This is a genomic window from Chromobacterium fluminis (assembly GCF_011602385.1).
GTDB classification, from domain to species: Bacteria; Pseudomonadota; Gammaproteobacteria; order Burkholderiales; family Chromobacteriaceae; genus Chromobacterium; species Chromobacterium fluminis.
The window spans coordinates 54,784-78,044 of sequence record NZ_JAAOMA010000017.1; the positions used below are offsets into that span (position 1 = coordinate 54,784).

Annotated in this window: 23 protein-coding genes and 1 tRNA gene; 6 read left to right on the plus strand and 18 right to left on the minus strand. The window is 60.8% G+C overall.

Going from position 1 to position 23,261, the window contains the following annotated elements; translation table 11 throughout:
* Positions 1-20: 20 nt before the first annotated feature.
* From HA052_RS13400 to tyrS, 3 genes are all read left to right on the plus strand, one after another.
* Positions 21-1,949, plus strand: a complete 1,929-nt coding sequence (locus HA052_RS13400) for a pyridoxal phosphate-dependent decarboxylase family protein (protein ID WP_166452298.1) — start codon at positions 21-23, stop codon at positions 1,947-1,949.
* 124 nt (positions 1,950-2,073) lie between these two features.
* Complete coding sequence (locus HA052_RS13405) at positions 2,074-3,303, plus strand: aromatic amino acid transport family protein (protein ID WP_166452299.1); 1,230 nt, start codon at positions 2,074-2,076, stop codon at positions 3,301-3,303.
* A gap of 71 nt (positions 3,304-3,374) precedes the next feature.
* Entirely contained in the window at positions 3,375-4,649 is a 1,275-nt protein-coding gene (gene tyrS / locus HA052_RS13410) for a tyrosine--tRNA ligase (RefSeq protein ID WP_166452300.1), read from the plus strand.
* 116 nt (positions 4,650-4,765) lie between these two features.
* Here tyrS and HA052_RS13415 read toward each other — a convergent pair whose 3' ends face one another.
* The 12 genes from HA052_RS13415 to HA052_RS13470 form a co-directional block, all read right to left on the minus strand.
* Complete coding sequence (locus HA052_RS13415; RefSeq protein ID WP_166452301.1) at positions 4,766-5,467, minus strand: GntR family transcriptional regulator; 702 nt, start codon at positions 5,465-5,467, stop codon at positions 4,766-4,768.
* A gap of 272 nt (positions 5,468-5,739) precedes the next feature.
* Positions 5,740-5,818, minus strand: a tRNA-Ile gene (locus HA052_RS13420).
* Positions 5,819-5,927: 109 nt separating this feature from the next.
* The gene (gene rpoD, locus HA052_RS13425; RefSeq protein WP_081545293.1) at positions 5,928-7,859 is read right to left on the minus strand and encodes an RNA polymerase sigma factor RpoD; all 1,932 of its coding nucleotides are present in this window, start codon (positions 7,857-7,859) and stop codon (positions 5,928-5,930) included.
* A 164-nt stretch (positions 7,860-8,023) separates the two neighbouring features.
* Entirely contained in the window at positions 8,024-9,808 is a 1,785-nt protein-coding gene (dnaG, locus tag HA052_RS13430) for a DNA primase (protein WP_166452302.1), read from the minus strand.
* Positions 9,809-9,854: 46 nt separating this feature from the next.
* Complete coding sequence (locus tag HA052_RS13435) at positions 9,855-10,301, minus strand: GatB/YqeY domain-containing protein (protein WP_166452303.1); 447 nt, start codon at positions 10,299-10,301, stop codon at positions 9,855-9,857.
* Between the two features lie 189 nt (positions 10,302-10,490).
* Positions 10,491-10,703, minus strand: coding sequence for a 30S ribosomal protein S21 (gene rpsU / locus HA052_RS13440; protein ID WP_039756346.1), 213 nt, complete (start codon positions 10,701-10,703; stop codon positions 10,491-10,493).
* 129 nt (positions 10,704-10,832) lie between these two features.
* Positions 10,833-11,627: a thiazole synthase gene (locus tag HA052_RS13445; protein ID WP_048414236.1), complete on the minus strand. Its 795-nt coding sequence runs from the start codon at positions 11,625-11,627 to the stop codon at positions 10,833-10,835.
* Between the two features lie 26 nt (positions 11,628-11,653).
* Entirely contained in the window at positions 11,654-11,857 is a 204-nt protein-coding gene (gene thiS / locus HA052_RS13450) for a sulfur carrier protein ThiS (protein WP_166452304.1), read from the minus strand.
* 1 nt (position 11,858) lies between these two features.
* Positions 11,859-14,015: a RelA/SpoT family protein gene (locus tag HA052_RS13455; protein WP_081545289.1), complete on the minus strand. Its 2,157-nt coding sequence runs from the start codon at positions 14,013-14,015 to the stop codon at positions 11,859-11,861.
* Positions 14,016-14,035: 20 nt separating this feature from the next.
* Positions 14,036-14,242: a DNA-directed RNA polymerase subunit omega gene (gene rpoZ, locus HA052_RS13460; protein ID WP_019103869.1), complete on the minus strand. Its 207-nt coding sequence runs from the start codon at positions 14,240-14,242 to the stop codon at positions 14,036-14,038.
* A gap of 117 nt (positions 14,243-14,359) precedes the next feature.
* Positions 14,360-14,986: a guanylate kinase gene (gene gmk, locus HA052_RS13465; RefSeq protein WP_081545288.1), complete on the minus strand. Its 627-nt coding sequence runs from the start codon at positions 14,984-14,986 to the stop codon at positions 14,360-14,362.
* Complete coding sequence (locus HA052_RS13470; RefSeq protein WP_166452305.1) at positions 14,983-15,153, minus strand: hypothetical protein; 171 nt, start codon at positions 15,151-15,153, stop codon at positions 14,983-14,985. Before HA052_RS13470 ends, gmk begins: the two co-directional genes overlap by 4 nt.
* On the opposite strand from HA052_RS13470, the gene HA052_RS13475 reads away from it, so the two are divergent.
* Together HA052_RS13475 and HA052_RS13480 are read left to right on the plus strand one after the other, a co-directional pair.
* Entirely contained in the window at positions 15,152-16,450 is a 1,299-nt protein-coding gene (locus tag HA052_RS13475; protein WP_166452306.1) for an NCS2 family permease, read from the plus strand. The two genes, HA052_RS13470 and HA052_RS13475, sit on opposite strands and share 2 nt — an antisense overlap.
* A gap of 103 nt (positions 16,451-16,553) precedes the next feature.
* Positions 16,554-17,102 carry an adenine phosphoribosyltransferase gene (locus HA052_RS13480; RefSeq protein WP_019103866.1) on the plus strand — a complete coding sequence of 183 codons (549 nt, stop codon included), beginning with the start codon at positions 16,554-16,556 and terminating at the stop codon, positions 17,100-17,102.
* Positions 17,103-17,161: 59 nt separating this feature from the next.
* Here the strand turns inward: HA052_RS13480 and HA052_RS13485 are convergent, their stop codons facing one another.
* The 4 genes from HA052_RS13485 to HA052_RS13500 are packed head-to-tail and all read right to left on the minus strand — an operon-like array spanning position 17,162 to position 19,812.
* Positions 17,162-17,929, minus strand: coding sequence for a hypothetical protein (locus tag HA052_RS13485; protein ID WP_166452307.1), 768 nt, complete (start codon positions 17,927-17,929; stop codon positions 17,162-17,164).
* 53 nt (positions 17,930-17,982) lie between these two features.
* Positions 17,983-18,276 carry a DUF1700 domain-containing protein gene (locus tag HA052_RS13490; protein ID WP_081545286.1) on the minus strand — a complete coding sequence of 98 codons (294 nt, stop codon included), beginning with the start codon at positions 18,274-18,276 and terminating at the stop codon, positions 17,983-17,985.
* 34 nt (positions 18,277-18,310) lie between these two features.
* Positions 18,311-19,399 (minus strand): DUF1700 domain-containing protein, encoded by a 1,089-nt coding sequence (locus HA052_RS13495; protein WP_166452308.1) that lies wholly within the window; start codon positions 19,397-19,399, stop codon positions 18,311-18,313.
* Positions 19,400-19,404: 5 nt separating this feature from the next.
* Complete coding sequence (locus HA052_RS13500) at positions 19,405-19,812, minus strand: PadR family transcriptional regulator (RefSeq protein WP_240937365.1); 408 nt, start codon at positions 19,810-19,812, stop codon at positions 19,405-19,407.
* 245 nt (positions 19,813-20,057) lie between these two features.
* Between HA052_RS13500 and HA052_RS13505 the strand changes: the two genes are divergently transcribed.
* Positions 20,058-21,095, plus strand: a complete 1,038-nt coding sequence (locus tag HA052_RS13505; protein ID WP_166452309.1) for a patatin-like phospholipase family protein — start codon at positions 20,058-20,060, stop codon at positions 21,093-21,095.
* Positions 21,096-21,163: 68 nt separating this feature from the next.
* Here the strand turns inward: HA052_RS13505 and arcC are convergent, their stop codons facing one another.
* On the minus strand, positions 21,164-22,108 hold the full coding sequence (arcC, locus tag HA052_RS13510; protein ID WP_081545283.1) for a carbamate kinase: 945 nt from the start codon (positions 22,106-22,108) through the stop codon (positions 21,164-21,166).
* A 127-nt stretch (positions 22,109-22,235) separates the two neighbouring features.
* Entirely contained in the window at positions 22,236-23,246 is a 1,011-nt protein-coding gene (locus HA052_RS13515) for an ornithine carbamoyltransferase (protein ID WP_081545282.1), read from the minus strand.
* Positions 23,247-23,261 lie beyond the last annotated feature (15 nt).

Here is a 23,261-nt window from a genome sequence, read left to right on the forward strand (position 1 = left end):
AATTACAAGGTTAATCTGTTATGAACACTCCGAACGCCTCCCCGCTTAATGTCGATGCCCTGTTCATCGGCCCCAAATCCGAAAACCGCGTGTTCTTCAAGGAAATGATGGAATACGCCGTGTCCGAACACCTGCACTGGCGCGCGGACTTCCATCCGGAAGACCCGGCGCTGGTCACCCCGGTAGAGCAGCACGCCGGCGATTTCCGCCAGACCCTGTACCGTACCGAAGGCATCCTGCGCCAGTTGTCCTCCAAGTTGAAAAACACCTCGGTGCCCTGGTTCTCCCCACGCTATCTGGGCCACATGAATGCGGACACGCTGATGGTGTCCAACCTGGCCTACGTGATGACCATGATGTACAACCCCAACAACTGCGCGCACGAAGCCTCGCCCACCACCACCGAACTGGAAGTGGAAGCCGGCCTCGACCTGTGCCGGATGTTCGGCTACGACCCCAAGCGCAGCTGGGGCCACATCACGTCCGGCGGCACCGTGGCCAACTACGAAGGCATGTGGGTGGCGCGCAATCTGAAGACCATTCCGCTGGCCATCGCCCAGCATGAAAAAGCCCGCGATCTGGTCGCCGGCAAGAGCGAGAAAGAACTGCTGAACCTATCGCCCAGCGCGGTGCTGGACCTGACCGACGAATTGAAAAAACGCGGTCTGTTCGAAGAAGTGCGCGCTTTGTCCTGCCGCGGCGTCGGCATCAAGCAAGGCTCGCTGGGCAAGATCCTGGTGCCGCAATCCAAGCACTACTCGTGGATGAAGGCGATGGACGTGCTGGGCATCGGCCAGGAACACATCGTACCGCTGCCGGTGGACGAAAATTACCGCACCGACGTGGCCAAGATGCGCGAGATCACCTTCCGCCTGATCGAGGAAGGCCATCCCATCCTGGCCATGGTGTCGGTGGTGGGCACCACGGAGGAAGGCTCGATCGACCATGTCGACGAGGTGATCAAGCTGCGCGCCGAATGCGAACGGAAATACGGCGCCTCCTTCTACGTACACGTGGACGCGGCCTACGGCGGCTATGTGCGCGCGATGTTCCTCGATGAGGACAACCGCTTCATGGACTACGACGCGCTGCTGGCCCGCTACCGCGCCGAAGACATCATTCCGGCCGGCGTCACCTGGCCCAAGCGCGATGTTTACGAAGGCTTCAAAGCGATGGCGGAAGCGGATTCCATCACCGTGGATCCGCACAAGGTGGGTTACATCCAGTACGCGGCCGGCGCTGTCTGCATGAAGGACAAGCGCATCGTCGACCTGATCTCTTACCACGCGGCCTATGTGTTTGAAGAAGTGGACGAAGCCGAAGGCGCCGACACCAAGGTGGTGCTGGGTTCCTCCATCATGGAAGGCTCCAAGGCCGGCGCCACCGCCGCCGCGGTATGGGCGGCCCACCGCCTGGTGCCGCTGAACATCGGCGGCTACGGCAAGGTGATTGGCCGCGGCATCGTGACCGCGGACTGGTTCGCCCAGCGTCTGGCCGCCGCCAAGCCGCTGATCGTCGGACGCCGCCAGTTCGAAGTGCGTCCCATCATGCACCCGGACTTCCACATGGTGAACTTCACCTTCAAGGAAATCGGCAACGACAACCTGGAAGACCACAACCGGCTGAACAAGAAGATGTACGAGATCTGCTCCTACGCTTCCGGCCGCACCTACACCAACGACTTCCTGACCTCCTCGACTTCGCTGTCGGTGGAAGAGTACGGCGACACCCCGTGGCACTACGTGGCCAGCCGTGGCTTCAGCCGCGCCGAATGGGACAAGGTGGAAAGCGTCTACATCCTGCGCGCCGCCGTGATGACTCACTTCCTGCGCAAAGCAGAGGATTTCGACGCCTACTGGGAACAGTTGCGCGAGGTCTTCGCCGCCAAGTTGGCCCAGATCGTGGACATGGAAGACAAGACCGGCGCCGACGCCTTGATCGCCGCCTGATCCCCCTCCGCTCCCGGCCTGGCCGGGAGCGTTTTTTTCATCACCAGACCCAATACCGACTATGAGTTTGTCCGGTTTTTACGAACGCATCCTTCTCTTCATCAAGGATGGTTGAGGATTCCACATGCAAGTCAATTTCAAGGCCATAGGGGCCACCTTGCTGATTTCCGGCACCATGCTGGGCGCCGGCATGCTGGCGCTGCCGCTGGTATCCGCCGGCATGGGCTTCGGCTACGCCTGCCTGACCCTGTTTCTGATCTGGGCGTTGATGACCTACACCGGCCTGATGCTGCTGGAGGTTTGCCTGTCCTTTCCCGAAGGCTACGGCTTCGACGCCATCGCCCGCTCGCTGTTCAAGGCCAAGGGCAGCTATCTGATCAACGCCAGCCTGCTGCTCTTGCTCTACGCGCTCTCCTCCGCCTATATCTCCGGCGGCGGCTCCACCTATCAATCCAGCCTGCACCAGTACTTGGGCCTAAGCCTGTCTCCCGCCCAGGTTTCGCTGGTCTTCACCGCCCTGATCGGCGGCATCGTCTTCGCCAGCACCACGGCGGTGGACAAGGTCAACCGGCTGCTGTTCAGCCTGAACATCCTGATTTTTCTCGCGCTAAGCGCGGTCATCCAGCCCTACGTCGACACCGGCAACCTGTCGGAAAGCACGGATTCGGCCAAATACATGCTGGCCGCCATCCCCATGTTTCTGACCGCCTTCGGTTTTCACGGCAGCGTACCCAGCATGGTCAAATACCTGGGCCGCGACCAACCTCGCACGCTGCGCAACGTCTTCATCGCCGGCAGCCTGATTCCCATGGGCGTCTACCTGCTGTGGGTGTTCAACACCCTGGGCACGCTGCCGCGATACGGCAGCCACAGCTTCCAGGCCATATCCGCCCACAACGGCTCGGTGGGCATGTTTCTGGACGAGTTCCACGCGCTGGTGCCCACGCCGCAAGTGCCTTCCCTGCTGTCCGCCTTCTCGTCCATCGCGCTGTTCACCTCCTATCTTTGCGTATCGCTCGGCCTGTTCGACGCCATGGCCAGCACACTGAAACGCGGCGACAGCCTGCGGCAGCGGCTGCAAACCGCGCTGATCACTTATCTGCCGCCGCTGGGCTTCGCGCTGTTCTTCCCCGGCGGCTTCGTCGCCGCGCTGGGCGCCGCCGCCATTTTTCTGGTGGTGCTCGCCATCCTGTTCCCAGCGCTAGCCCTGATCAAGCTGCGTAGCCAGGACAACTACCAGCCCGGCTACCAGGTCAGCGGCGGCGGCACTCTGCACTGGGCGATAGGCGGCTCCGGCCTCGCCATCATCCTGTTCCAAATCTTGGTGATGCAGGGACTGCTGCCCGTGTTCTGACGGCGCATCCGCGCCGTCGTCCGGACGCGCGGCCAACAAGGCCGCGCGCCGCAATCATGGAGGTAAACGAAATGAAGCAATCGACCCTGATCCGGGATCTGCAGCAACGCGGCCTGATCTCCCAGGCCACCGACGCGGACGCGCTCGACGCGCTGCTGTCCCGGGAAACGGTCACCCTGTACTGCGGTTTCGACCCCACCGCCGACAGCCTGCACCTGGGCCACCTGGTGCCGCTGCTGTTGCTCAAGCGCTTCCAGATGGCCGGGCACCGCCCCATCGCCCTGGTAGGCGGCGCCACCGGCATGATAGGCGACCCCAGCTTCAAGGCCAGCGAGCGCAAGCTCAACACCGCGGACGTGGTGGCCGGCTGGGTGGACAAGATCCGCCGTCAGGTGGAGCCCTTCCTCAGCTTCGAAGGCGACAACCCGGCCCTGATGGCCAACAACCACGATTGGTTCGCCAGCATGAGCGCGCTGGATTTCCTGCGCGATGTAGGCAAGCATTTCTCGGTCAACGCCATGATCAAGAAGGAATCCGTACAACAGCGGATTCACCGCGACGATGTCGGCATCTCCTTCACCGAGTTCGCCTACAGCCTGCTCCAGAGCCACGACTTCGTTGAGCTGAACCGCCGCTTCGGCTGCAAGCTGCAGATCGGCGGCTCCGACCAATGGGGCAACATCACCGCCGGCGTCGACCTTGTCAGACGGGTGAACCAGCAGCAGGCCTTCGGCCTGACCATGCCCTTGATCACCAATAGCGACGGCACCAAGTTCGGCAAGAGCGAAGGCAACGCGGTCTGGCTGGACCCGAACAAGTGCTCGCCCTACGCCTTCTACCAGTTCTGGCTGGGCGCGGCCGACGCCGACGTCTACCGCTTCCTGCGCTATTTCACCTTTTTATCCAATGCGGAGATCGAGGCCATCGAGGCCGAGGACCGCGCCTCCGGCGGCAAGCCGCGGGCGCAACGCATCCTGGCCGAACAAGTGACCGAGCTGGTTCACGGCCCGGCCGCGCTCGCCGCCGCCCAGCGCATCACCCTCAGCCTGTTCGACAACGATGTAGAGCGCCTTAGCGCCGAGGACTTCGCTCAACTGGCCCAGGATGGCATGCCGCGGCTGACCTTGCCGCAGCAATCCACGCCGCTGATCGACGCCTTGGCGGCCAGCGGCCTGGCCGCGTCCAAAAGCGAGGCCCGCACGCTGCTGCAAAGCGGCGCGGTCAGCGTTAACGGCGCCAGAGCGGAGGCGCTGGAAGCTCGACTGGAACAGGCCGACCGCCGCCATCAACGCTATACCTTGTTGCGGCGCGGCAAGAAGCAATACTGTCTGTTGATTTGGGAATAAACGCGAGAAACCGCATGAAACGGCCCGGACGCTGAAGCGCCGGGCTCGCCCCTCGCCCCGAGCCTGATGGCGAACGGGCGAGGCCGCCGGCCTCGGATCGGCCAGCGAGCCAGTGACTAGCGGGGCTGAAAGGCTTCCGTGCTCAGGCCTTCCACCACCTGCATCACGTGGGAATAGTGCTGATCCAACAATTGCAGCGTCCGGTCCGCATCCCTGGCCAGCACCGCCTGCATGATGGCCTGATGCTCCCCATCGTCGCTGTAGCGCTTGGAGGTCGGCAAGGCCGGATCGAACCAGATGTGTCGATAGCGCTCCAAACGGTTGTACAAGGACTCCATCACCTCCACAATCACCGGCGAGTGGCTGCCGCTGATGATGGCCAGGTGAAACGTCATGTGGCGGTCCGCCCAGTCCTGCAGATCCACATTCACGTCGTTCAGATCTATCCGGCTCAAACGGTGGTAGCTGGCCAACACCTCCAGTTCCCACGCCTCATCGCCCTGCTCCAGCGAGCGGCGCACCGCCTCCTCCGCCAGCACTCGGCGCACCAGCAGAATATCGTAAAGCTCATGGCGGGAAATCGGCGCCACCCAAAAGCCGCGCTGCGGTTCCATCACCACGTATTTGCACCAGCTCAGGCGCAATAGCGCCTCCCGGATAGGAGAGCCTCCGGCGTCGTAACGCGCCTTGAGATCATGCAACAGCAGTTTCTGCGACGGGCGGTATACGCCCAGCAGAATATCCCGCCGCAACTCCTGAAATACCTTGTCGGCCAATGTGGCGTTGCTGCTTGCCGCCTTTTTTTCCTTCTGGGGCATTCGGTCTTTTCCACATGAGAGCGCGCAATAATGCGCGAAACGCTAGATAGTAACTGAAAACGACATCGCATATTGATTTTCCCCATCAGCATAGCGGGAAAATAGCTAAAAGCTACGTCTATCCGGCACGGAAATCTGCAGGCGGGGAAGCGCTCAACGAAGAGACGGGAGGTGTCGCGACCGCGACGCGGCCGACCGAAACAAAAAAGCCGACTTAAGCGTCGGCTTCTGATGTGATTCGCCAAGAACCGCCGCGTTCCGCGTGGAAGTCTTGGTGGGCCCCCCGAGAGTCGAACTCGGCACCAACGGATTATGAGTCCGCTGCTCTAACCAAGCATGAGCTAGAGGCCCAGAGTTGCGCATTATAACAGCCAAAAAGCAAAACCCCAAGCGCCGAATACCGACGGCTTGGGGTTTTCGTCCAGCTCAAGCTTTTAGCCTAAACCGGCGTCACATCGAATCACTGACCGCCCGGCTCGTTGTCCAAGAAGCTGCGCAGGCGTTCCGAACGGGTCGGATGACGCAGCTTGCGCAGGGCCTTGGCTTCGATCTGGCGGATGCGCTCGCGAGTCACGTCGAACTGCTTGCCCACCTCTTCCAGCGTGTGGTCGGTGTTCATGTCGATGCCAAAGCGCATGCGTAGCACCTTGGCCTCGCGCGGCGTCAACGTGTCCAGCACCTCCTTGGTGGCGTCCTTCAGGCTGGAGTACATCGCAGCGTCGGACGGCGCCAGGTTGTTCTGGTCTTCGATGAAGTCGCCAAGATGGGAATCGTCGTCGTCGCCGATCGGGGTTTCCATGGAGATGGGCTCCTTGGAAATCTTCATGATCTTGCGAATCTTCTCTTCCGGCATCTCCATCTTTTCCGCCAACTCGGCCGGGTCCGGCTCGTGGCCGGTTTCCTGCAGAATCTGACGGCTGATGCGATTCATCTTGTTGATGGTCTCGATCATGTGCACCGGAATACGAATGGTGCGCGCCTGGTCCGCGATGGAGCGGGTGATCGCCTGGCGAATCCACCAGGTGGCGTAGGTCGAGAACTTGTAGCCGCGGCGGTATTCGAACTTGTCCACCGCCTTCATCAAACCGATATTGCCTTCCTGGATCAGGTCGAGGAACTGCAGGCCGCGGTTGGTGTACTTCTTGGCGATGGAGATCACCAGACGCAGGTTGGCCTCGATCATCTCTTTCTTGGCGCGGCGCGCCTTGGATTCGCCCGCCGACATCTGGCGATTGATTTCCTTAAGCGCCTTGATCGGCAGCATCGCGCGATCCTGCAACTCGGACAGCTTGGTCTGCTTCTCGATGATCGCGTGTTTGAAGCGGGTCAACGCCTCCGCCCAGCCCTTGCCCGAATGGATCTCGTTTTCCACCCAATCAAGATTGGTCTCGTTGCCCGGGAACACCTTGATGAAGTGAGCACGCTCCATACGCACGCGGCTAACGCAGATATCCTGGATGTCGCGCTCGTAAGTGCGAATTTCGTTGACGCGACTGCGCAGCGAGTCGCACAGGCTTTCCACCTGGCGGGTGGAGAAGCGCACCAGCATGAACTCAGTGGTGATCGCGTCTTGCAGCTCCAGGTATTCCTTGCTCTGCGCACCCTTGGCGGAGAGCACCTTGACCATCTTGTCAAACAACATGCGCACGCCGGCGAAGTGCTCCAGCGCGTGCTGCTTCAGCTCTTCGAGGTTGATACCGGCGGCGTCGGCGGCGTCGCCTTCCTCCTCCTCTTCTTCCTCTTCCTCTTCGGCCTCGGCGTCGAGCAACTCGTCCTCTTCCGCCTGCGCGGCGAACGCGGCCTCCTCCTCGGACGGCGCGTTCAGATCGATGAAGCCGTCGACCACCTCGTCCACGCGCACTTCGTCGCGACCGACGCGTTCCACCAGCTCCAACACTTCGGCGATGGTGCCCGGACAAGCCGAAATCGCCTGGATCATGTACTTCAGGCCGTCTTCGATCCGCTTGGCGATTTCGATCTCGCCTTCGCGGGTCAGCAACTCCACTGAACCCATTTCGCGCATATACATGCGCACCGGATCCGTGGTGCGGCCAAATTCGGAATCCACCGAGGACAGCGCCGCTTCGGCTTCTTCCACGGCGTCTTCGTCGGCCACCGGCGGGGTGGCGTCGGACATCAGCAGAGTGTCCGCATCCGGCGCCTCGTCGGAAACCTGAATGCCCAGACCGGAAATCATCGTGATGATGTTTTCGATCTGCTCAGCGTCGGACACGTCTTCCGGCAGGTGGTCGTTGATTTCCGCGTAGGTCAGATACCCACGCTCTTTACCCAAGGCGATCAACTGGCGCAGGCGTTTACGCTGCTCTTCCAGGCTCATCACTTCGGTTTCGTTTTCCTGCACGTCTTTTTGATTTTCGGGAGAGGCCGCCATTTCGCTTCCTGCTTGAAATAAGCCGAAAAAAACAGTTGATAATAACACAAGCAAACAACGCTGTTTGTGTAGCCCTGCGGGGCGCTTTTAAAACCGCGGCATCGCTTTTGGCAATCCGGCGCGTGCGCCCGACTGCTCTGCAATCTGCCGGGGCGGCGACGTCGTCAAGCGTTTGGCGCCAGCAAATCCCGCAGCAATTCCCCTAGCAATCTGACTTCTTCCGGAGTCAGGCCTTCGTTCCGGTCCTTTTGTTTTAGCCGCTCCACCTGAGTTTGATGCAGCATTTTCAGGAGCTTGGCTGTGCCGTCCTGAAACTGCTGCCTATCCTCCTCGCTGGGATCGGCGAACTCGTCCGGATCCTGCATGGCCTGCTGCAGAACACTATCCACCAGCCCTTCGTATGGAGTGCCACGCAGGCTTTCCATCAATTGCGCCGTATTCGGCGGCTGGTCGTGCCCTTGCACGCATTCGGCCAACATGGCAAAACAAGCAAGCTCGTCGGACAGTGCCATACTGTCCGGCAAACGCACATCACCGGCCCAACCAGGGTTCAATAGCAGCCATTTGATCAGGCGCGTCACCATGGAGGATTGTGGCGGGCGATGCGATACCTCCGGCAAACGGTGCTCCCGCTTGCCTTTGCGCTCCGACTTCCGTTGGCCCGTCGTCAACATGTCGAATTCGTCGACATCCACACCGGCGAGTTCCGCCAGTCTTTTCTTGATGATGAAGCCCAGTGCCGGAGCGGCAATCTGCGCCAGAAGGGGCGCGGCCTGACGGATCAGATCTGCCTTGCCTTCCGGCGTGGTCAGGTTCACCTCGCGACACAATTCGCGGGTGAAGTAAACGGACAGAGGCAGGCTCTGCTCTTCCAATACTTTTTCAAAGGCCTCGGCGCCGAACTCGCGGATATAGCTGTCCGGGTCATGTTCCTGCGGCAGGAACAGAAAATTCAACGCCTTGCCGTCCTGCAATTGCGGCAGGCTGTTTTCCAAAGCTCTCCAGGCCGCCTTTTGGCCGGCCTTGTCGCCGTCGAAGCAGAAGTACACCTGGTCCGCGTGGCGCATCAACTTGCGCGCGTGTTCGCCGGTGGTGGCGGTGCCCAGCGTGGCCACCGCGTAAGCGACGCCGAACTGAGCCAGCGCCACCACGTCCATATAGCCTTCGACCACCAGCACGCGGTTTTTATCCCGTATCGCCTGGCGCGCCTCGTAGAGGCCGTACAATTCCCGGCCCTTCTCGAACAAGGGCGTTTCCGGCGAGTTCAGGTACTTGGGCTCGCCCTTGCCCATCACGCGGCCGCCGAAGCCGATGATCGCGCCGCGCTGGTTGCGGATGGGGAACATCACCCGATCGCGGAATCGGTCGTAACGCTGGCCCTTCTCTTCATTGACGATGACCAAGCCGGTATCGACCAGCTTGTCGTCCTGATAATCCGGAAAAACCGTCTCCAGGTTCTGCCAGCCGTCCGGCGCGAAGCCCAGGCCGAAGCGACCCGCCACTTCTCCGCTCAAACCCCGGCCTTTCAGATAGGAAATGGCGTTGGGCGCGGACTTCAGCTGCTGTTTGTAGTAGCCTGCCGCCATCTGCATCATCTGTTCCAGCGACAGCTTGCGCTCGCGCGCGGCGCGGCTGGCCTCTGGATTGGCGTGGGCACGGCTGTCCGGCACCTGCATGCCGATGCCTTCGGCCAGCAGTTTCACCGCGTCGACAAAGCCCAGCCCCTGGTATTCCATCACGAAGCCGATGGCCGAACCGTGAGCGCCGCAGCCAAAGCAGTGATAAAACTGCTTGGACGGGCTTACCGTGAACGACGGCGACTTTTCCTTATGAAACGGGCAGCAGGCCAGATAGTTCTGACCGCCCTTTTTCAAGGGGACGTAACGATCCACCACGTCGACGATATCGACGCGGGACAACAACTGGTCAACAAAATCCTGAGGGATCAAGCAAGGTCACCGATGACTCGGGCCGACAAAGCGGCCCGAAGCAGGCTCAGCCGGCCAGCTTGGCCTTGATGCAGACGGACACCTGCGCCATATCGGCGCGGCCGGCCAATTGCGGCCGCAACAGCCCCATCACCTTGCCCATGTCCTGCATGCCAGCGGCGCCGCTGTCGGCGACGGCCTTGGCCACCAACGCGTCAACCTCCTCAGCGGACAATTGCTGCGGCATATAAGCCATCAGCACGTCCATCTCGAATTTTTCCTTGTCGGCCAGGTCCTGGCGCTGGGCCGCCTCATACTGACTGATCGAATCGCGGCGCTGCTTGAGCATCTTGTCGATGACGGCGACGACGCCGGCATCGTCCAGCTCCACGCGCTCGTCCACTTCCTTCTGCTTGATGGCTGCCCGCAACAGACGGATAGCCGCCAGTTTGTCGCTTTCCCGCGCTTTCATTGCAGATTTCATGTCGTCGCTGATTCGCTGCTTGAGGCTCATTGCTTGCTTTCCGGAAGATGACCGCCACCCGTCGCGGACGGCGGGTGCGCACTTGAGAGAGAGTCAAACCCTGATGACATTGGTTTTGAGAAATTCAAAACCCATGCCGTCAGAGTCTGCAAACGGGGAACTACAAATGGCAAAACCGCAGGCTAAGCCTGCGGTCCTGCTTACTGACCAGACGAACTCTTAGTAGAGTTTCGGCGGCAGCATTTGGCTGCGAATGCGCTTGTAATGGCGCTTAACGGCAGCGGCGTGCTTGCGCTTGCGCTCGGCAGTCGGTTTTTCGTAGAACTCGCGGGCGCGCAGTTCGGTCAGCAGACCGGTTTTTTCCACTGCGCGCTTGAAGCGACGCATTGCAACTTCAAACGGCTCGTTCTCTTTAACACGAATGTTCGGCATTGAATCTAGTATCCTTAGTTCCTAGCGCCCAGACGTGACTGGGGCTATAAAAAACAGCATTTTAACAATCTTACGCGGTTTGGAAAAGTCTGAAGCGTTCCGACCAAGCAATCTGTGGCGCTTTACGCATCACGGCTTGACGGAAGAAATCACCCCCTCACTAGGAGAACTAGGTACTGCACTATAAAAACGTTTCGGCATCCGGCCGGCAAGATATGCCGAGCGGCCTGCTTCTACAGCCTGTTTCATGGCGTGGGCCATCAACACCGGTTGTTGCGCGGCGGCAATCGCGGTATTCATCAGCACGCCATCGCAGCCCAGTTCCATCGCGATCGCCGCGTCGGACGCGGTGCCGACGCCGGCGTCAACCAGCACGGGAACCTTGGACTGCTCAATAATCAACTTCAAATTCCACGGATTCAGAATCCCCATCCCGGAGCCAATCAGGCTGGCCAGCGGCATGATGGCGCAGCAGCCCATTTGCTCCAGCTCGCGGGCGATGATGGGGTCATCCGAGGTGTACACCATGACATCGAAGCCCTCGGCCACCAATACTTCAGCCGCTTTTAGGGTTTCCTTGACGTTGGGGAACAAGGTATTCGGATCGCCCAGCACCTCCAGCTTGACCAGACGATGGTCGTCCAGAAGCTCTCTGGCCAGGCGCAAAGTACGAATGGCGTCGTCGGCGGAATAACATCCCGCCGTATTGGGGAGAAGGTTATACCGGTTTTTGGGCAAAAAGTCCAGCAAATTGGGTTCGCCGGCATTCTGCCCCAGGTTGACTCGGCGAATGGCGACGGTGACGATTTCCGTTCCCGACGCGTCCAGCGCCTGTGCCGTCTCCTCAAAATCCCGATACTTGCCGGTCCCCACCAGCAAACGCGAATTGTAAGCCTTGCCTGCGATGATCAGTTGATCCGCCACTCCTGCACCTCTATCAGCTTTGCCGCTCAGCCTCCGCCGACGGCCACCACGATTTCGAGTTCGTCGCCGTCGACCAGTCCGGTGGCCGGATACTGACTGCGCGGCACGATCTCGCCATTCTTTTCCAGCGCCACGCGCTTGCCGACAAGGTCCAACGCCGCCACCAACTCGGCCACGTTGGCTACATCGGCCAGTTCGCGGCCCTCGCCGTTGATCTTGAGTTTCAGCATCTCATCTCCGTTGCACGCGCTGCACCACCGGCAGCACGCGGATAGCGCTCAGCACCCGCTCCAGATGCTCGACGCCCTCCACCTGCAAGCGGAAGTGGATATTGAACAGGCCGTCGCCGTCGCGGCTGCTGTCCTGGGTGTCGGCGCTTTCGATATTGGCCGAGGCCTGCGAGATCGCGGTGGCGATATCCGCCAGCGCGCCGCGCTCGTTGCGGGACAATACGCCGACGGTAACGCCGAACATGCGGTCGCGCTGCGCCTCCCAATTGACGTCCAGCAGCTTGTCGTGATCCGCCCGCCGCGCGTTTGGACATCCCTTGCGGTGAATGACAAGGCCCTGGCCCTTGGTGATCACGCCCAAAATGTCGTCACCCGGCAGCGGATTGCAACACGGCGACAGCTGCACCATGCCGCCCTCGTTGCCGCGTATGGTCACCGGCCCCACTTTCACTTCCTCGCCCAACCGTTCGCCGGCCAGCTCCAGCAAGCGCCGCGCCACCACGATGGGCATCAGTTTGCCGGCGCCGATATCGGCCAGCACATCTTGATGAGAAGCGAGCTTCTCGCCAAAAGCGGCCAGATACGCCACCCACAGTTCATCGCTCAGCGCCAGCGGCGTCACCGCCAGCGCGCCGATTGCTTGCTTGAGCAGTTTCTCGCCCAACCCCACCGCCTCTTCCTGTTGCAGGCTCTTCAGATAGTTGCGGATGCCGGAACGCGCCCGCCCGCTCTGCACGAAGGTCAGCCAGGACGGATTGGGCTTGGCCTGGGTGGAGGTGATGATTTCCACGGTGTCGCCGTTGCGCAACACGGTGCGCAGCGGCACCAGCGCGTGATTGACGCGCGCGGCAATGCAGCGATGGCCGATGTCGGTGTGCACCGCGTAGGCAAAGTCCACCGGCGTCGCGCCCTGCGGCATCACCATGATCTTGCCCTTGGGCGTGAAGACGTAGACCTCGTCCGGAAACAGGTCGATCTTGATATGCTCAAGGAATTCGACCGGATCGTCGCTCTCCTCCTGCATGTCCATGATTTTCTGCAACCACTGGTGAGTGCGCTGCTGCGCGGTGTTGACGCCGTCGCCGCTCTTGTACATCCAGTGCGAGGCCACGCCAGCCTCGGCCACGCTGTTCATCTCACGGGTGCGGATTTGCATCTCCACCGGCGTGCCATAGGGACCGAACAAGGTGGTGTGCAAGCTCTGATAGCCATTGCCCTTGGGAATGGCGATGTAATCCTTGAATTTGCCGGGAATCGGCTTGTACAGACTATGCAAGGCGCCCAGGGCCAAATAACAGCCGGGGATGTCGTTGACGACGACGCGGAAGCCGTAGATATCCAGCACCTCGGAAAACGACAGGTGTTTTTCCTGCATTTTCTTGTAGATGCTGTAGAGGTTTTTCTCCCGCCCCTTGATAGTGGCTTCGATATTGCTTTGCACCAGCTTCTGGCTGACGGACTGCAAAATCTTGGTCACCACTTCGCGACGGTTGCCGCGCGCGGCGCGCACCGCCTTGGACAGCACGCCGTAGCGATGCGGGTGCAGGTGCTTGAACGCCAGGTCCTGGAGTTCTCGATAAACCTTGTTGAGACCGATGCGATTGGCGATCGGCGCGTAGATTTCCAGGGTTTCCAGCGCGATGCGCCGCCGCTTGTCCTCGCGCATCGAATCCAGCGTGCGCATATTGTGCAGCCGGTCCGCCAGCTTGACGATGATGACGCGAATGTCGCGCGCCATCGCCAGCACCATTTTGCGGAAGCTTTCCGCTTGCGCGGTTTCCTTGGTCTGGTATTCCAGCCGCTCCAGCTTGGAGAGGCCGTCCACCAGATCCGCGATGATCTTGCCGAACTTTTCGATCAGCGTCGGTTTGGTGACGCCGGTGTCTTCCAGCACATCGTGGAGCAATGCGGCGGCAAGCCCCTGCACGTCCAGCCGCCACTCGGCCAGCATGCCGGCCACCGCCAGCGGATGCGTGATGTAAGGCTCGCCGCTCTTGCGAGTCTGCCCTTCGTGGGCGGCGCGGCTGACTTCGAAAGCCTGCCGCAACAACTGGACGTCTTCCGGCTTGAGATAACGCGCGACAGACTCGAAGAACGCTTGCGCTTCGCTGTCGATCAGGGCGTTATAGTCGATTTCATCCTCAATGCCGGTTGCCATAACCCACCACCCACTCGCTATCAGGCTTTGCCGCGGCTCAGAACTTCCTTGCCGACGTGGCCGGCGGCGATTTCTCGCAGCGCGACAACGGTGGGCTTATGGCGGCCGGCTTCAACGAAGGGGCTGGCGCCGGAAGCCACTTGACGCGCGCGGTAGGCGGCGGCCAGGGTCAGGTCGAAACGGTTCTGGATGCGGTCCAGGCAATCGTCAACAGTAATACGGGCCATATGCTTTCTTTCTCAAAGTTGCCAAGGGCGTTGTCGGTCGCCGTTCTTGCGGCGACGGCAACGCCCAGAGGGATCACTATATCTAAATTTTAGTCGACTCACCAACAAACGGACGGATCAGCCGGCCTGCCCCATCCGCGCCAGCATAGCCGCCAGCTTGCGGCACTGGATGGCGCTGCGCAGCCGGTTGGCGCGCACGACGCTGATCAAATCGAGGCGAGCGCGCTCGAAATCGTCGTTGACCACGATGTAGTCGTACTCGGCGATCTTGTCGATCTCGGCGCGAGCGGAGGCCAGCCGGCGGCGGATCACGTCCTCGCTATCGGTGGCGCGGCCGCGCAGCCTGCGCTCCAGTTCCTCGATAGACGGCGGCGCTATGAAGATGCCGATCGCCTCGGGGAAGACCTTGCGCACCTGCTCGGCGCCCTGCCAATCGATTTCCAGCAGGATGTCCTGCCCCACTTCCAGACGGCTGCGTATCCACGGCGCGCTGGTGCCATAAAAGTTGCCGTAGACTTCCGCGTACTCGAGGAAATCGCCGCGCTCTATCATGGACTTGAACGTGGTCTGATCGACAAAGTGGTAATGCTTGCCGTCCTCTTCGCCCTTGCGCGGCGCACGCGTGCTATAAGAAATGGACAGTTCCACGGATGGCTCCGCCTGGAGCAAGGCCGTCACCAGCGAGGTTTTCCCCGCACCGGAAGGAGCGACCACGATAAAGATATTACCGGTTGGCTGGCTCATGAAAAGGCGCTTTCCTGCCAAATGAGTAATTCTCCAGAATACCATAAGCGTGCGCCTGCTGTTAATCGCCAAGTTATTTTCACGTCAAGATTTAGGTAAATCTCTTCAGGCTGAATAAAATGGCTCGTTTTTTTCCTACCTATCTCCTTTGGAGCGCGTTTCGCCATGCAATTCCTTGACAGCTTCTTCAAGCTGAAAGAACACGGCACCACGGTGAAGACCGAAGTCATCGCCGGCATTACCACCTTTCTGACCATGGCCTACATCATCCTGGTCAATCCCTTGATTCTCTCCAGCACCGGCATGGACCTGAACGCGGTCTTCGTCGCCACCTGTCTGGCGGCCGCGCTGGGCACGTCCATCATGGGGCTGGTGGCCAATTACCCAATCGCGCTGGCGCCGGGCATGGGGCTGAACGCCTACTTCACCTTCAGCGTGGTCAAGGGCATGGGCTTGTCCTGGGAAACCGCGCTGGGCGCGGTGTTCATCTCCGGCATCGTGTTCCTGGCAGTCAGCTTGTTCCGCGTGCGCGAGGCCATCGTCAACGCTATCCCCCAGTCCTTGAAGTTCGCCATCTCCGCCGGCGTAGGCATGTTCCTCGCCATCATCGCGCTGAAGAACGCCGGCGTGATCGCGCCTCACCCGGAAACCTATCTGACCCTGGGCGACATCCACAAGCCCACCACCCTGCTAGCCATCCTGGGCTTCTTCCTGATCGTGGCGCTGGAATACCGCAAGGTGCCGGGCTCCATCATCATCGGCATCCTGGTGGTGACCGTGCTGTCCATTGCCATGGGCCTGTCTCCGTTCAAGGGCGTGGTAGCGCCGGTGCCCAGCATGGCGCCCACCTTCATGAAGATGGACATCGCCGGCGCGCTGCAAGCCGGCCTGATCGGCGTGATCTTCGTGTTCTTCTTCGTGGATCTGTTCGACACCACCGGCACTTTGGTCGGCGTGTCTCATCGCGCCGGCCTACTGGACAAGGACGGTAAACTACCGCGCCTGAAACGCGCGCTGCTGGCCGATTCCGTGGCGATCACCGCCGGCGCTGTGATGGGCACTTCGTCCACCACCGCCTATGTCGAGTCCGCCGCCGGCACCGCCGTGGGCGGCCGTACCGGTCTGACCGCCATGGTGGTGGCGCTGCTGTTCCTGGCCTCGCTGTGGCTGTCGCCGCTGGCCGCCACCGTGCCCGCCTACGCCACCGCGCCGGCGCTATGCTACGTGGCGGTGCTGATGGCGCGCGGCCTGGCCGAGATCGACTGGAGCGACCTGACCGAATCCGCGCCGGCGGTAATGACCGCGCTGGCGATGCCGTTCACCTTCTCCATCGCCGACGGCATCGCCTTCGGCTTCATCAGCTACGCGGTAATCAAGATCCTGGCCGGCCGTTTCTCCGATCTGAAGCTGCCGGTACTGGTGATCGCCGCGCTGTGGATCTTCAAGCTGGCTTTCTTCCACTGAAACGTCAATAATTGATGCGGACTCCTAGCCTGCCGCGCTGCGCGGCGGGCTTTTTCTTGTGGGCCGCGCGGCGACTTTCTTCATTTAGAAGTACAATAAGGCTATGGAAAACCTTAGCAATCTCGATTACTCCAGCTATCTGAAAGGCTGGATCCGCACTGTGCCCAACTGGCCGCAACAAGGCGTGATGTTCCGCGACATCACCCCGCTGCTGCAGAACCCGAAAACCTTCCGCATGCTGATCGACATCTATGTGCACCGCTACATGATGGAGAAGGTGGATCTAGTGGCGGGTCTGGACGCGCGCGGCTTCATCATCGGCTCGGTGCTGGCTTACGAATTGAACGTAGGCTTCGTGCCTATCCGCAAGCGCGGCAAGCTGCCTTTCACCACGGTGGAAGAGGAATACGAGCTGGAATACGGCAATGCCGCGGTGGAAATGCACACCGACGCCTGCAAACCCGGCGACCGCGTGATCCTGATCGACGACCTCGTCGCCACCGGCGGCACCATGATGGCCGGCTACAAGCTGCTCAAGCGCATGGGCGCCGACGTGCTGGAAGCCGCAGCCATCATTGAGTTGCCCGAGCTGGGCGGCGGCAAGCTGGTGCGCGATGGCGGCCTGGAGTTGTTCACCGTCTGCGCTTACTGAACCGGATTCGCCAGCCATACGAACGGAGCCCTCGAGCTCCGTTTTTGTTTGGCAGCGTCTTAATCCGTCTCCACCTCCACTTTCAAGGCCTGGCCTCGCGCGCTCAGCTTCAACGGCGCGCCGGCGGTGCTGGGCAGCTTGCTGTCCACCGACGCCGCTGCGCCGCGCACCTCGTACTGCAGCGTCGCGGACTTCGGCAGCGTCAGCGACAACTTGCCGGTAGTGGCGTCCAACGACAAGGAGCCGCTGGGCTTGGCGTCGGTCAGCCTCACCTTCGCCTTCACCGCCTGGCCGTCAAAAGCCATGTCGCGGCTGCTGCCCTCGAACGCCAACGTCAACGCCTGCCCCTTGAGCGCCAGCTTGTCATAAGCGCCCTTGGCCTGCGCCCTGATCGCGTCGGCAGACATGGAGAGGCTGGCAGCCTTTCCCTCCAGCGTCAGATCCACCGCTTTACTGTCCACCCGGATCGCCGAATAAGCGCCGCGGATCGAACCCTTGACCGCAGCCAGCCCCAATTCCACCTGCTTGCCCGGTTTCAGATTGCCGGCGATCTCCAGCCCGCAGCCTGTGCCCAGCAGCTTGTTGTTGAGCTTGACCGTGATCGTGACCACGCCGCCTTCGCGCCGCACTTGGGCGCTGCATTGCTTGGCGTCCCAATTGCTTTTGTTCAGATCAAGCTGATACGGCCGTTTGTCGTCCGCGTTCAGCTTGAGCACGGCGGCGTCGCCGTTGATCACCAGTTTTTCAATCGGCGCTTCCGCCGCGTGAACCGTCCCGCCGCACGCCATGACCGTCAAGGTCAGCAACCGCACTATCCTACGCCTCATCACGCTCCCCTTTCCCAAGTAGAAGCCGCCGCCTTGGCCGGCGGCGGTTTTCCTCATTGCATGAACAGCCAGTACATCGCGATTACGCCGCAAGCGGCCGCCATCCCGCCCAAAGCATGGCGGGCTAGCCGCGCCCACTGAGCGCTCGGCAATCCTTGGCGCGCAAAAGCCGAAACGGTGCGCCGCCGGGAGTCCGCCAGCGCGGCGATCAGGCGGCTCTCATTGCGCTGATCGGCCACCGCGTCGCGAATGTATTCGCGATAGTCGCTGAGAATCTTGCGCAGCTCGGATTCGGGCAAGCGCTCCATGGTCAGTTGCAATTGTTGAATGCATGCATCGTGTTTCATGTTTCTCTCCCAAATCCAGTCAAAACATCACTCGTCACACCGCGTTGCCGCCCAGGTTTCTGCCTGCCACCAAGTCGATCTGGTAGCGGACGTAGCGCACCAGTCCGCGCCAAGTCAACCGCGTCAGCCATACGCAGAACACCAGCCCTAATCCCCCAACCAACAACAGCACGAATCCGCTGACCGCCGCCGAACTTTGCAGCGACAAACCCGGGATGCCGTCGATCTCGATATGATCTTTGCCGTCCTTCAGTGACAACCGCTTATCCTTGATCACCAGCGAGCTCTCTCCGTCGCTCAACACCAGATCGGCGGCTTGCCCGGCTTCGCCGGAGGCGGCGGAAGCTTCCGCCGAGATCATCCTCCAACGCAGTGAGCGGCCATCCCCGTCCTGAGCCAGCACCATGCTCTCCCCGCCGTCCGACGTCAGCGTCAGCGCGCGCAGTTGCCCGCGCTCCAGGCTGACGGAGCGTTCGCCCTCTCGCTTGATCGATTGCCGCACCGCCGGATTACTGGCGTCCACTTTCAGCTCCCCGCCGTCGTAGCTCACCCGCACCGGATCGCCTGTCCGCAATTGCAGGCTGGCGGTTTCGTCCTCCTCCAGCGTCAGCAACAGCCTCCCCTGTTTCAGGGTCACGCCGTGCACCGGCTCCCCTTCGGCTTGAACTTTGAACTCGATCTTGCCGTTCTCCGGCGAAAGGCTCGGCTCCAGTTCCGGCCAGCCGAATAGGCTGTTGCCTCCCCAAGCCGCCACCAGCGCCACGCCGGCTATCAACAGGCTGCCGGACACCATGTAGCCTATGGACAGGCATAGCAGATAGAGCATGAACGGCAGCGCCAGGAAGAAGTTCAGCACGCCCAGGCCGGCGACCGAAGCCACCACTCTCATCAAATTGCCGAAAGAACGATGGTTCTCCCATTGGCGGTAATGCGCCTGCGCTTTCAACTCTTTGGCCAGCTTCTGCGGGCTGCCCAACGCGGCGACTACGTCGTCTTCAGTCCGACCGGCCTCTTGCGCGTCGCTGAAATACTCTTGGTAATCGGCGACGATTTCACGGATATCTTCAGCCGGCATGCCGGCCAAGGCCTGTTCCAACTGCTCCAAAAACACTTTGCGGTTCATGCTTGTCATTCTCCTGGCTGGCCGGCCGCCGGCAGGCGACTCAGCACGCTGTCCACTTCGCTGACGAATTCCTGCCACTCGCGCCGCATCAGCTCCAGTTCCCGCTTTCCCGCCTCGGTCAGCGCGTAATACTTGCGCGACGGCCCGGACGCGGACTCCACCAGATAGGTGCTGACCCAGGACTCGTTCTGCAGACGACGCATCAGCGGGTAGATCGTCCCTTCGCTGATTTCCATCGTGCGCGACAAGGTGCTGACCAATTCGTAGGCATAACTATCGGACTGGGCCAATACCGCCAATACGCACATGTCCAGGGTCCCCTTTTTCAACTGGGTTTTCATCTTGCCTTCCTTGAAACCGCCCGATCCCAGCCGCTCCACTACCTTGCATTGCAAGGTAGTTAATTGGACCAAGGCATCAATCTGCTTATGGTTGCACTATACAAACCACTACCTTGTACTGCAAGGTATCTTTCATTGCACAATGACAAATAGCTCTTGTTGCGGCTTTCTCGCAACAAGTCATATTGTCATTACTGACATCATATTGCGTTGCAAAATACCTCTTGCGATCCATAATTCAACAGCAATAATGACATTGACCTAACCGTGCACCAGCCGGTTTCTACCAACCGGCTACTCTCTCGATGGAGATTTCGATGGCAAAAGCAAACAGGCCCAGCATTGCGCTGGTCTTGGGCGGCGGCGCGCCCAACGCAACCTTGATGGCCGGCGCGCTGGTCGCGCTGATGGAGGCCGGCGTCGAATTCGACATCATCTCCACCTCCGGCGCCGGCGCCATTGTCGGCCTATTGTACGCGGCGCCGCGCACGGGCTCGCCGCTGGACAATTTACGCCGGCTGGCCGATCTAGGCGTATCCGATCCGATTTACCGGCTGCTGCCGATCAACTACAAAGTGTTCAACAAACCCGGCCCGGCCGCCGACCTGTGGCGCAGCTGGCAAAACCAGAATCCGCTGCTGCAGTCCATTCAGCAACAGGCGGACCAAGGCCCCTGGCAACGCCTGCTGGCGGATTGGACATCGCTGCTGCTGGCCACGCTCTGCCCCAGCGATCTGAGCCCCAACAGCCAAGGCCTGTGCGCGCACGTGCCCTTCATCGAGGAGATCGTGGATTTCGACCGCCTCAAGACCATTGCGCCGCAGTTTTACCTGAACGCGTACAACATCACCCTCGGCGAGATGCGTTGCTGGGACAAGAGCGAGATCGGCCACGAGCATTTCCTGGCCGCGCTGTCCTTTCCCTTCATCTACCCGCCTTATCCTCTGGCCGACGGCGACTACATCGAAGGCGCGGCCATAGACACGCTGAACTTCAAGCAGTTGTTCCGCGATCACCCTCATATCGACTACACCCTGGTGTTCGACGTGCTGGGCAGCGACAAGCTATTGCACCCGCCCCGCAGCCTGTACGACGCCTGGGTGCAATCCATCATCACCCCTCTGACCGAAATCGCGCGCGACGACCTGAAGCTGTTCGAGGCGCTGCACAACAAGGACGACCAAGGCCGGCCACGCACCGAGGTACTCAAGATCCAATTCGACAAGCTGATCGATCCGAAACGCCGCGCGGAAGAGTTGGACTGGTCGCACTCCAATCTATCCCAGCTGTATCAGATCGGCTATCAAGCCGGGCAGGACCTCCTCCGCCAACACCGAACCAAGCTGCTGGGCTAGGACGAGACGAGGCAACAAAAAGGGCTGCCTGACGGCAGCCCTTGACGCGCGGCTAAGCACTGACGACATCAATACCAGCTGATGCCCGCCTTCTCAGTGGAAACCACGGTGCCGGCCTCGCCCTTGACGATTTTCTCGATGTCCTCCAAGGCGCCGATCACCGCTTTCTTGCCGGTCAGGCGGGCGAATTCGCAAGCGGCCTCCACTTTCGGGCCCATCGAGCCGGCGGCGAAGCCCAGCTTGTCCATTTCGTCCGGATGCGCCTGTTTGATCGCTTTGGCTTCCGGCGTACCCCAACCGACGAACACGCTCTTCACGTCGGTGGCGATCACAAAGTAGTCCGCGTCGATTTCACGCGCCAGCAAGGCGGAGGCCAGATCCTTGTCGATCACCGCTTCCACGCCCACCAGCTTGTCGCCCTCGTACATAGTGGGAATGCCGCCGCCGCCGGCCGCAATCACCACCACGCCTTTTTCGATCAGCCATTTGATCGGGCGCATTTCGAAGATGCGCTTCGGTTTCGGGCTGGGCACCACGCGGCGGAAGTATTCGCCGTCGGCCTTCACCGTCCAGCCTTTTTCCGCCGCCAGCTTGTCCGCCTCTTCCTTGCTGTAAACCGGGCCGACGAACTTGGTCGGATTCTTGAAGGCCGGGTCCTTGGCGTCCACTTCGGTCTGGGTCAGAATGGTGGCGATCGGCACTTCGAAGGGCAGCACATTGCCCAATTCCTGCTCAACCATGTAGCCGATCATGCCTTCTGTCTGCGCCCCCAGCACGTCCAGCGGATAGGGCGTCACTTTTTCGTCCACGTGGCGGGCATAAGCGTCGTTCTGCAGGCCCAGCAGGCCCACTTGCGGCCCGTTGCCATGGCACATCACCAGGTTGTGGCCCAGCCGGGTCACGCCGGCCAGTTGTTCAGCGGCCACCTTGACGTTGGCGCGTTGATTGTCGGCGGTCATGGCCTCGCCGCGACGTTGCAGGGCATTGCCGCCCAGAGCTACGACGACTCGCATATTCTGTTCCTTTTTACTACCGCGCCCGCCGTTTAATGCCGCGTGCGCGCTTGAATATGAAACCGGCCAAGGTTCCCGGTCAGGGAAGCCTTGGCCGGCGGATCACTGGATGATGCTCAAGCGACTATCAGTCGCCCAGCGTGGACACCAGAATGGCCTTGATGGTGTGCATGCGGTTCTCGGCCTGTTCGAAAGCGATGCAAGCTTCGGACTCAAACACGTCCTCGGTCACTTCGATGCCGTTGGCCAGGTCCGGATACTGCGCGGCAATCTCCTTGCCCACCTTGGTTTCGCTGTTGTGGTAAGCCGGCAGGCAGTGCATGAACTTCACTTGCGGGTTTTCCGCGGCGGCCATCAGCGCGGCGTTCACTTGGTAAGGCTTCAGCAGCTTGATGCGTTCCGCCCAGACTTCGGCCGGCTCGCCCATGGACACCCATACATCGGTGTGGATGAAGTCCGTGCCTTTGACTGCAGCCTTGGCGTCTTCGGTCAGCGTGATGCGCGCGCCGGTCTTGACGGCGATTTCACGACACTGCGCCACCAGCTCGTCGGTAGGCCACAAATGCTTGGGCGCGCCGATACGCACGTCCATGCCCAGCTTGGCGCCGATCACCAGCAGAGAGTTGCCCATATTGTTGCGAGCATCGCCCAGATAGGTGTAGCGGATCTGGGAGATGGGCTTGTCGCTGTTTTCCCACATGGTCAGCACGTCGGCCAGCATCTGGGTCGGGTGCCATTCATCGGTCAGACCGTTGTAAACCGGCACGCCGGCGAATTTGGCCAGCTCGGTTTCCACCATGTGCTGGTCGAAGCCGCGGTATTCGATCGCATCGTACATGCGGCCCAGCACACGGGCGGTGTCTTTCATCGATTCCTTGATGCCGATTTGCGAACCGGACGGCCCAAGGTAAGTCACATTGGCGCCTTGGTCGTAGCAGGCCACTTCAAACGCGCAGCGGGTGCGGGTCGAGGTTTTTTCAAAGATCAGGGCGATGTTCTTGCCCTTCAGGTGCTGCTGTTCGGTGCCGGAATACTTGGCGCGCTTCAGGTCGCGGGCCAAGTCGAGCATGTAGCGGATTTCGCGCGGGGTGAAGTCCAGCATGCGGAGGAAGTTACGGTTGCGCAGATTGAAAGCCATGATATTGCTCCTGAT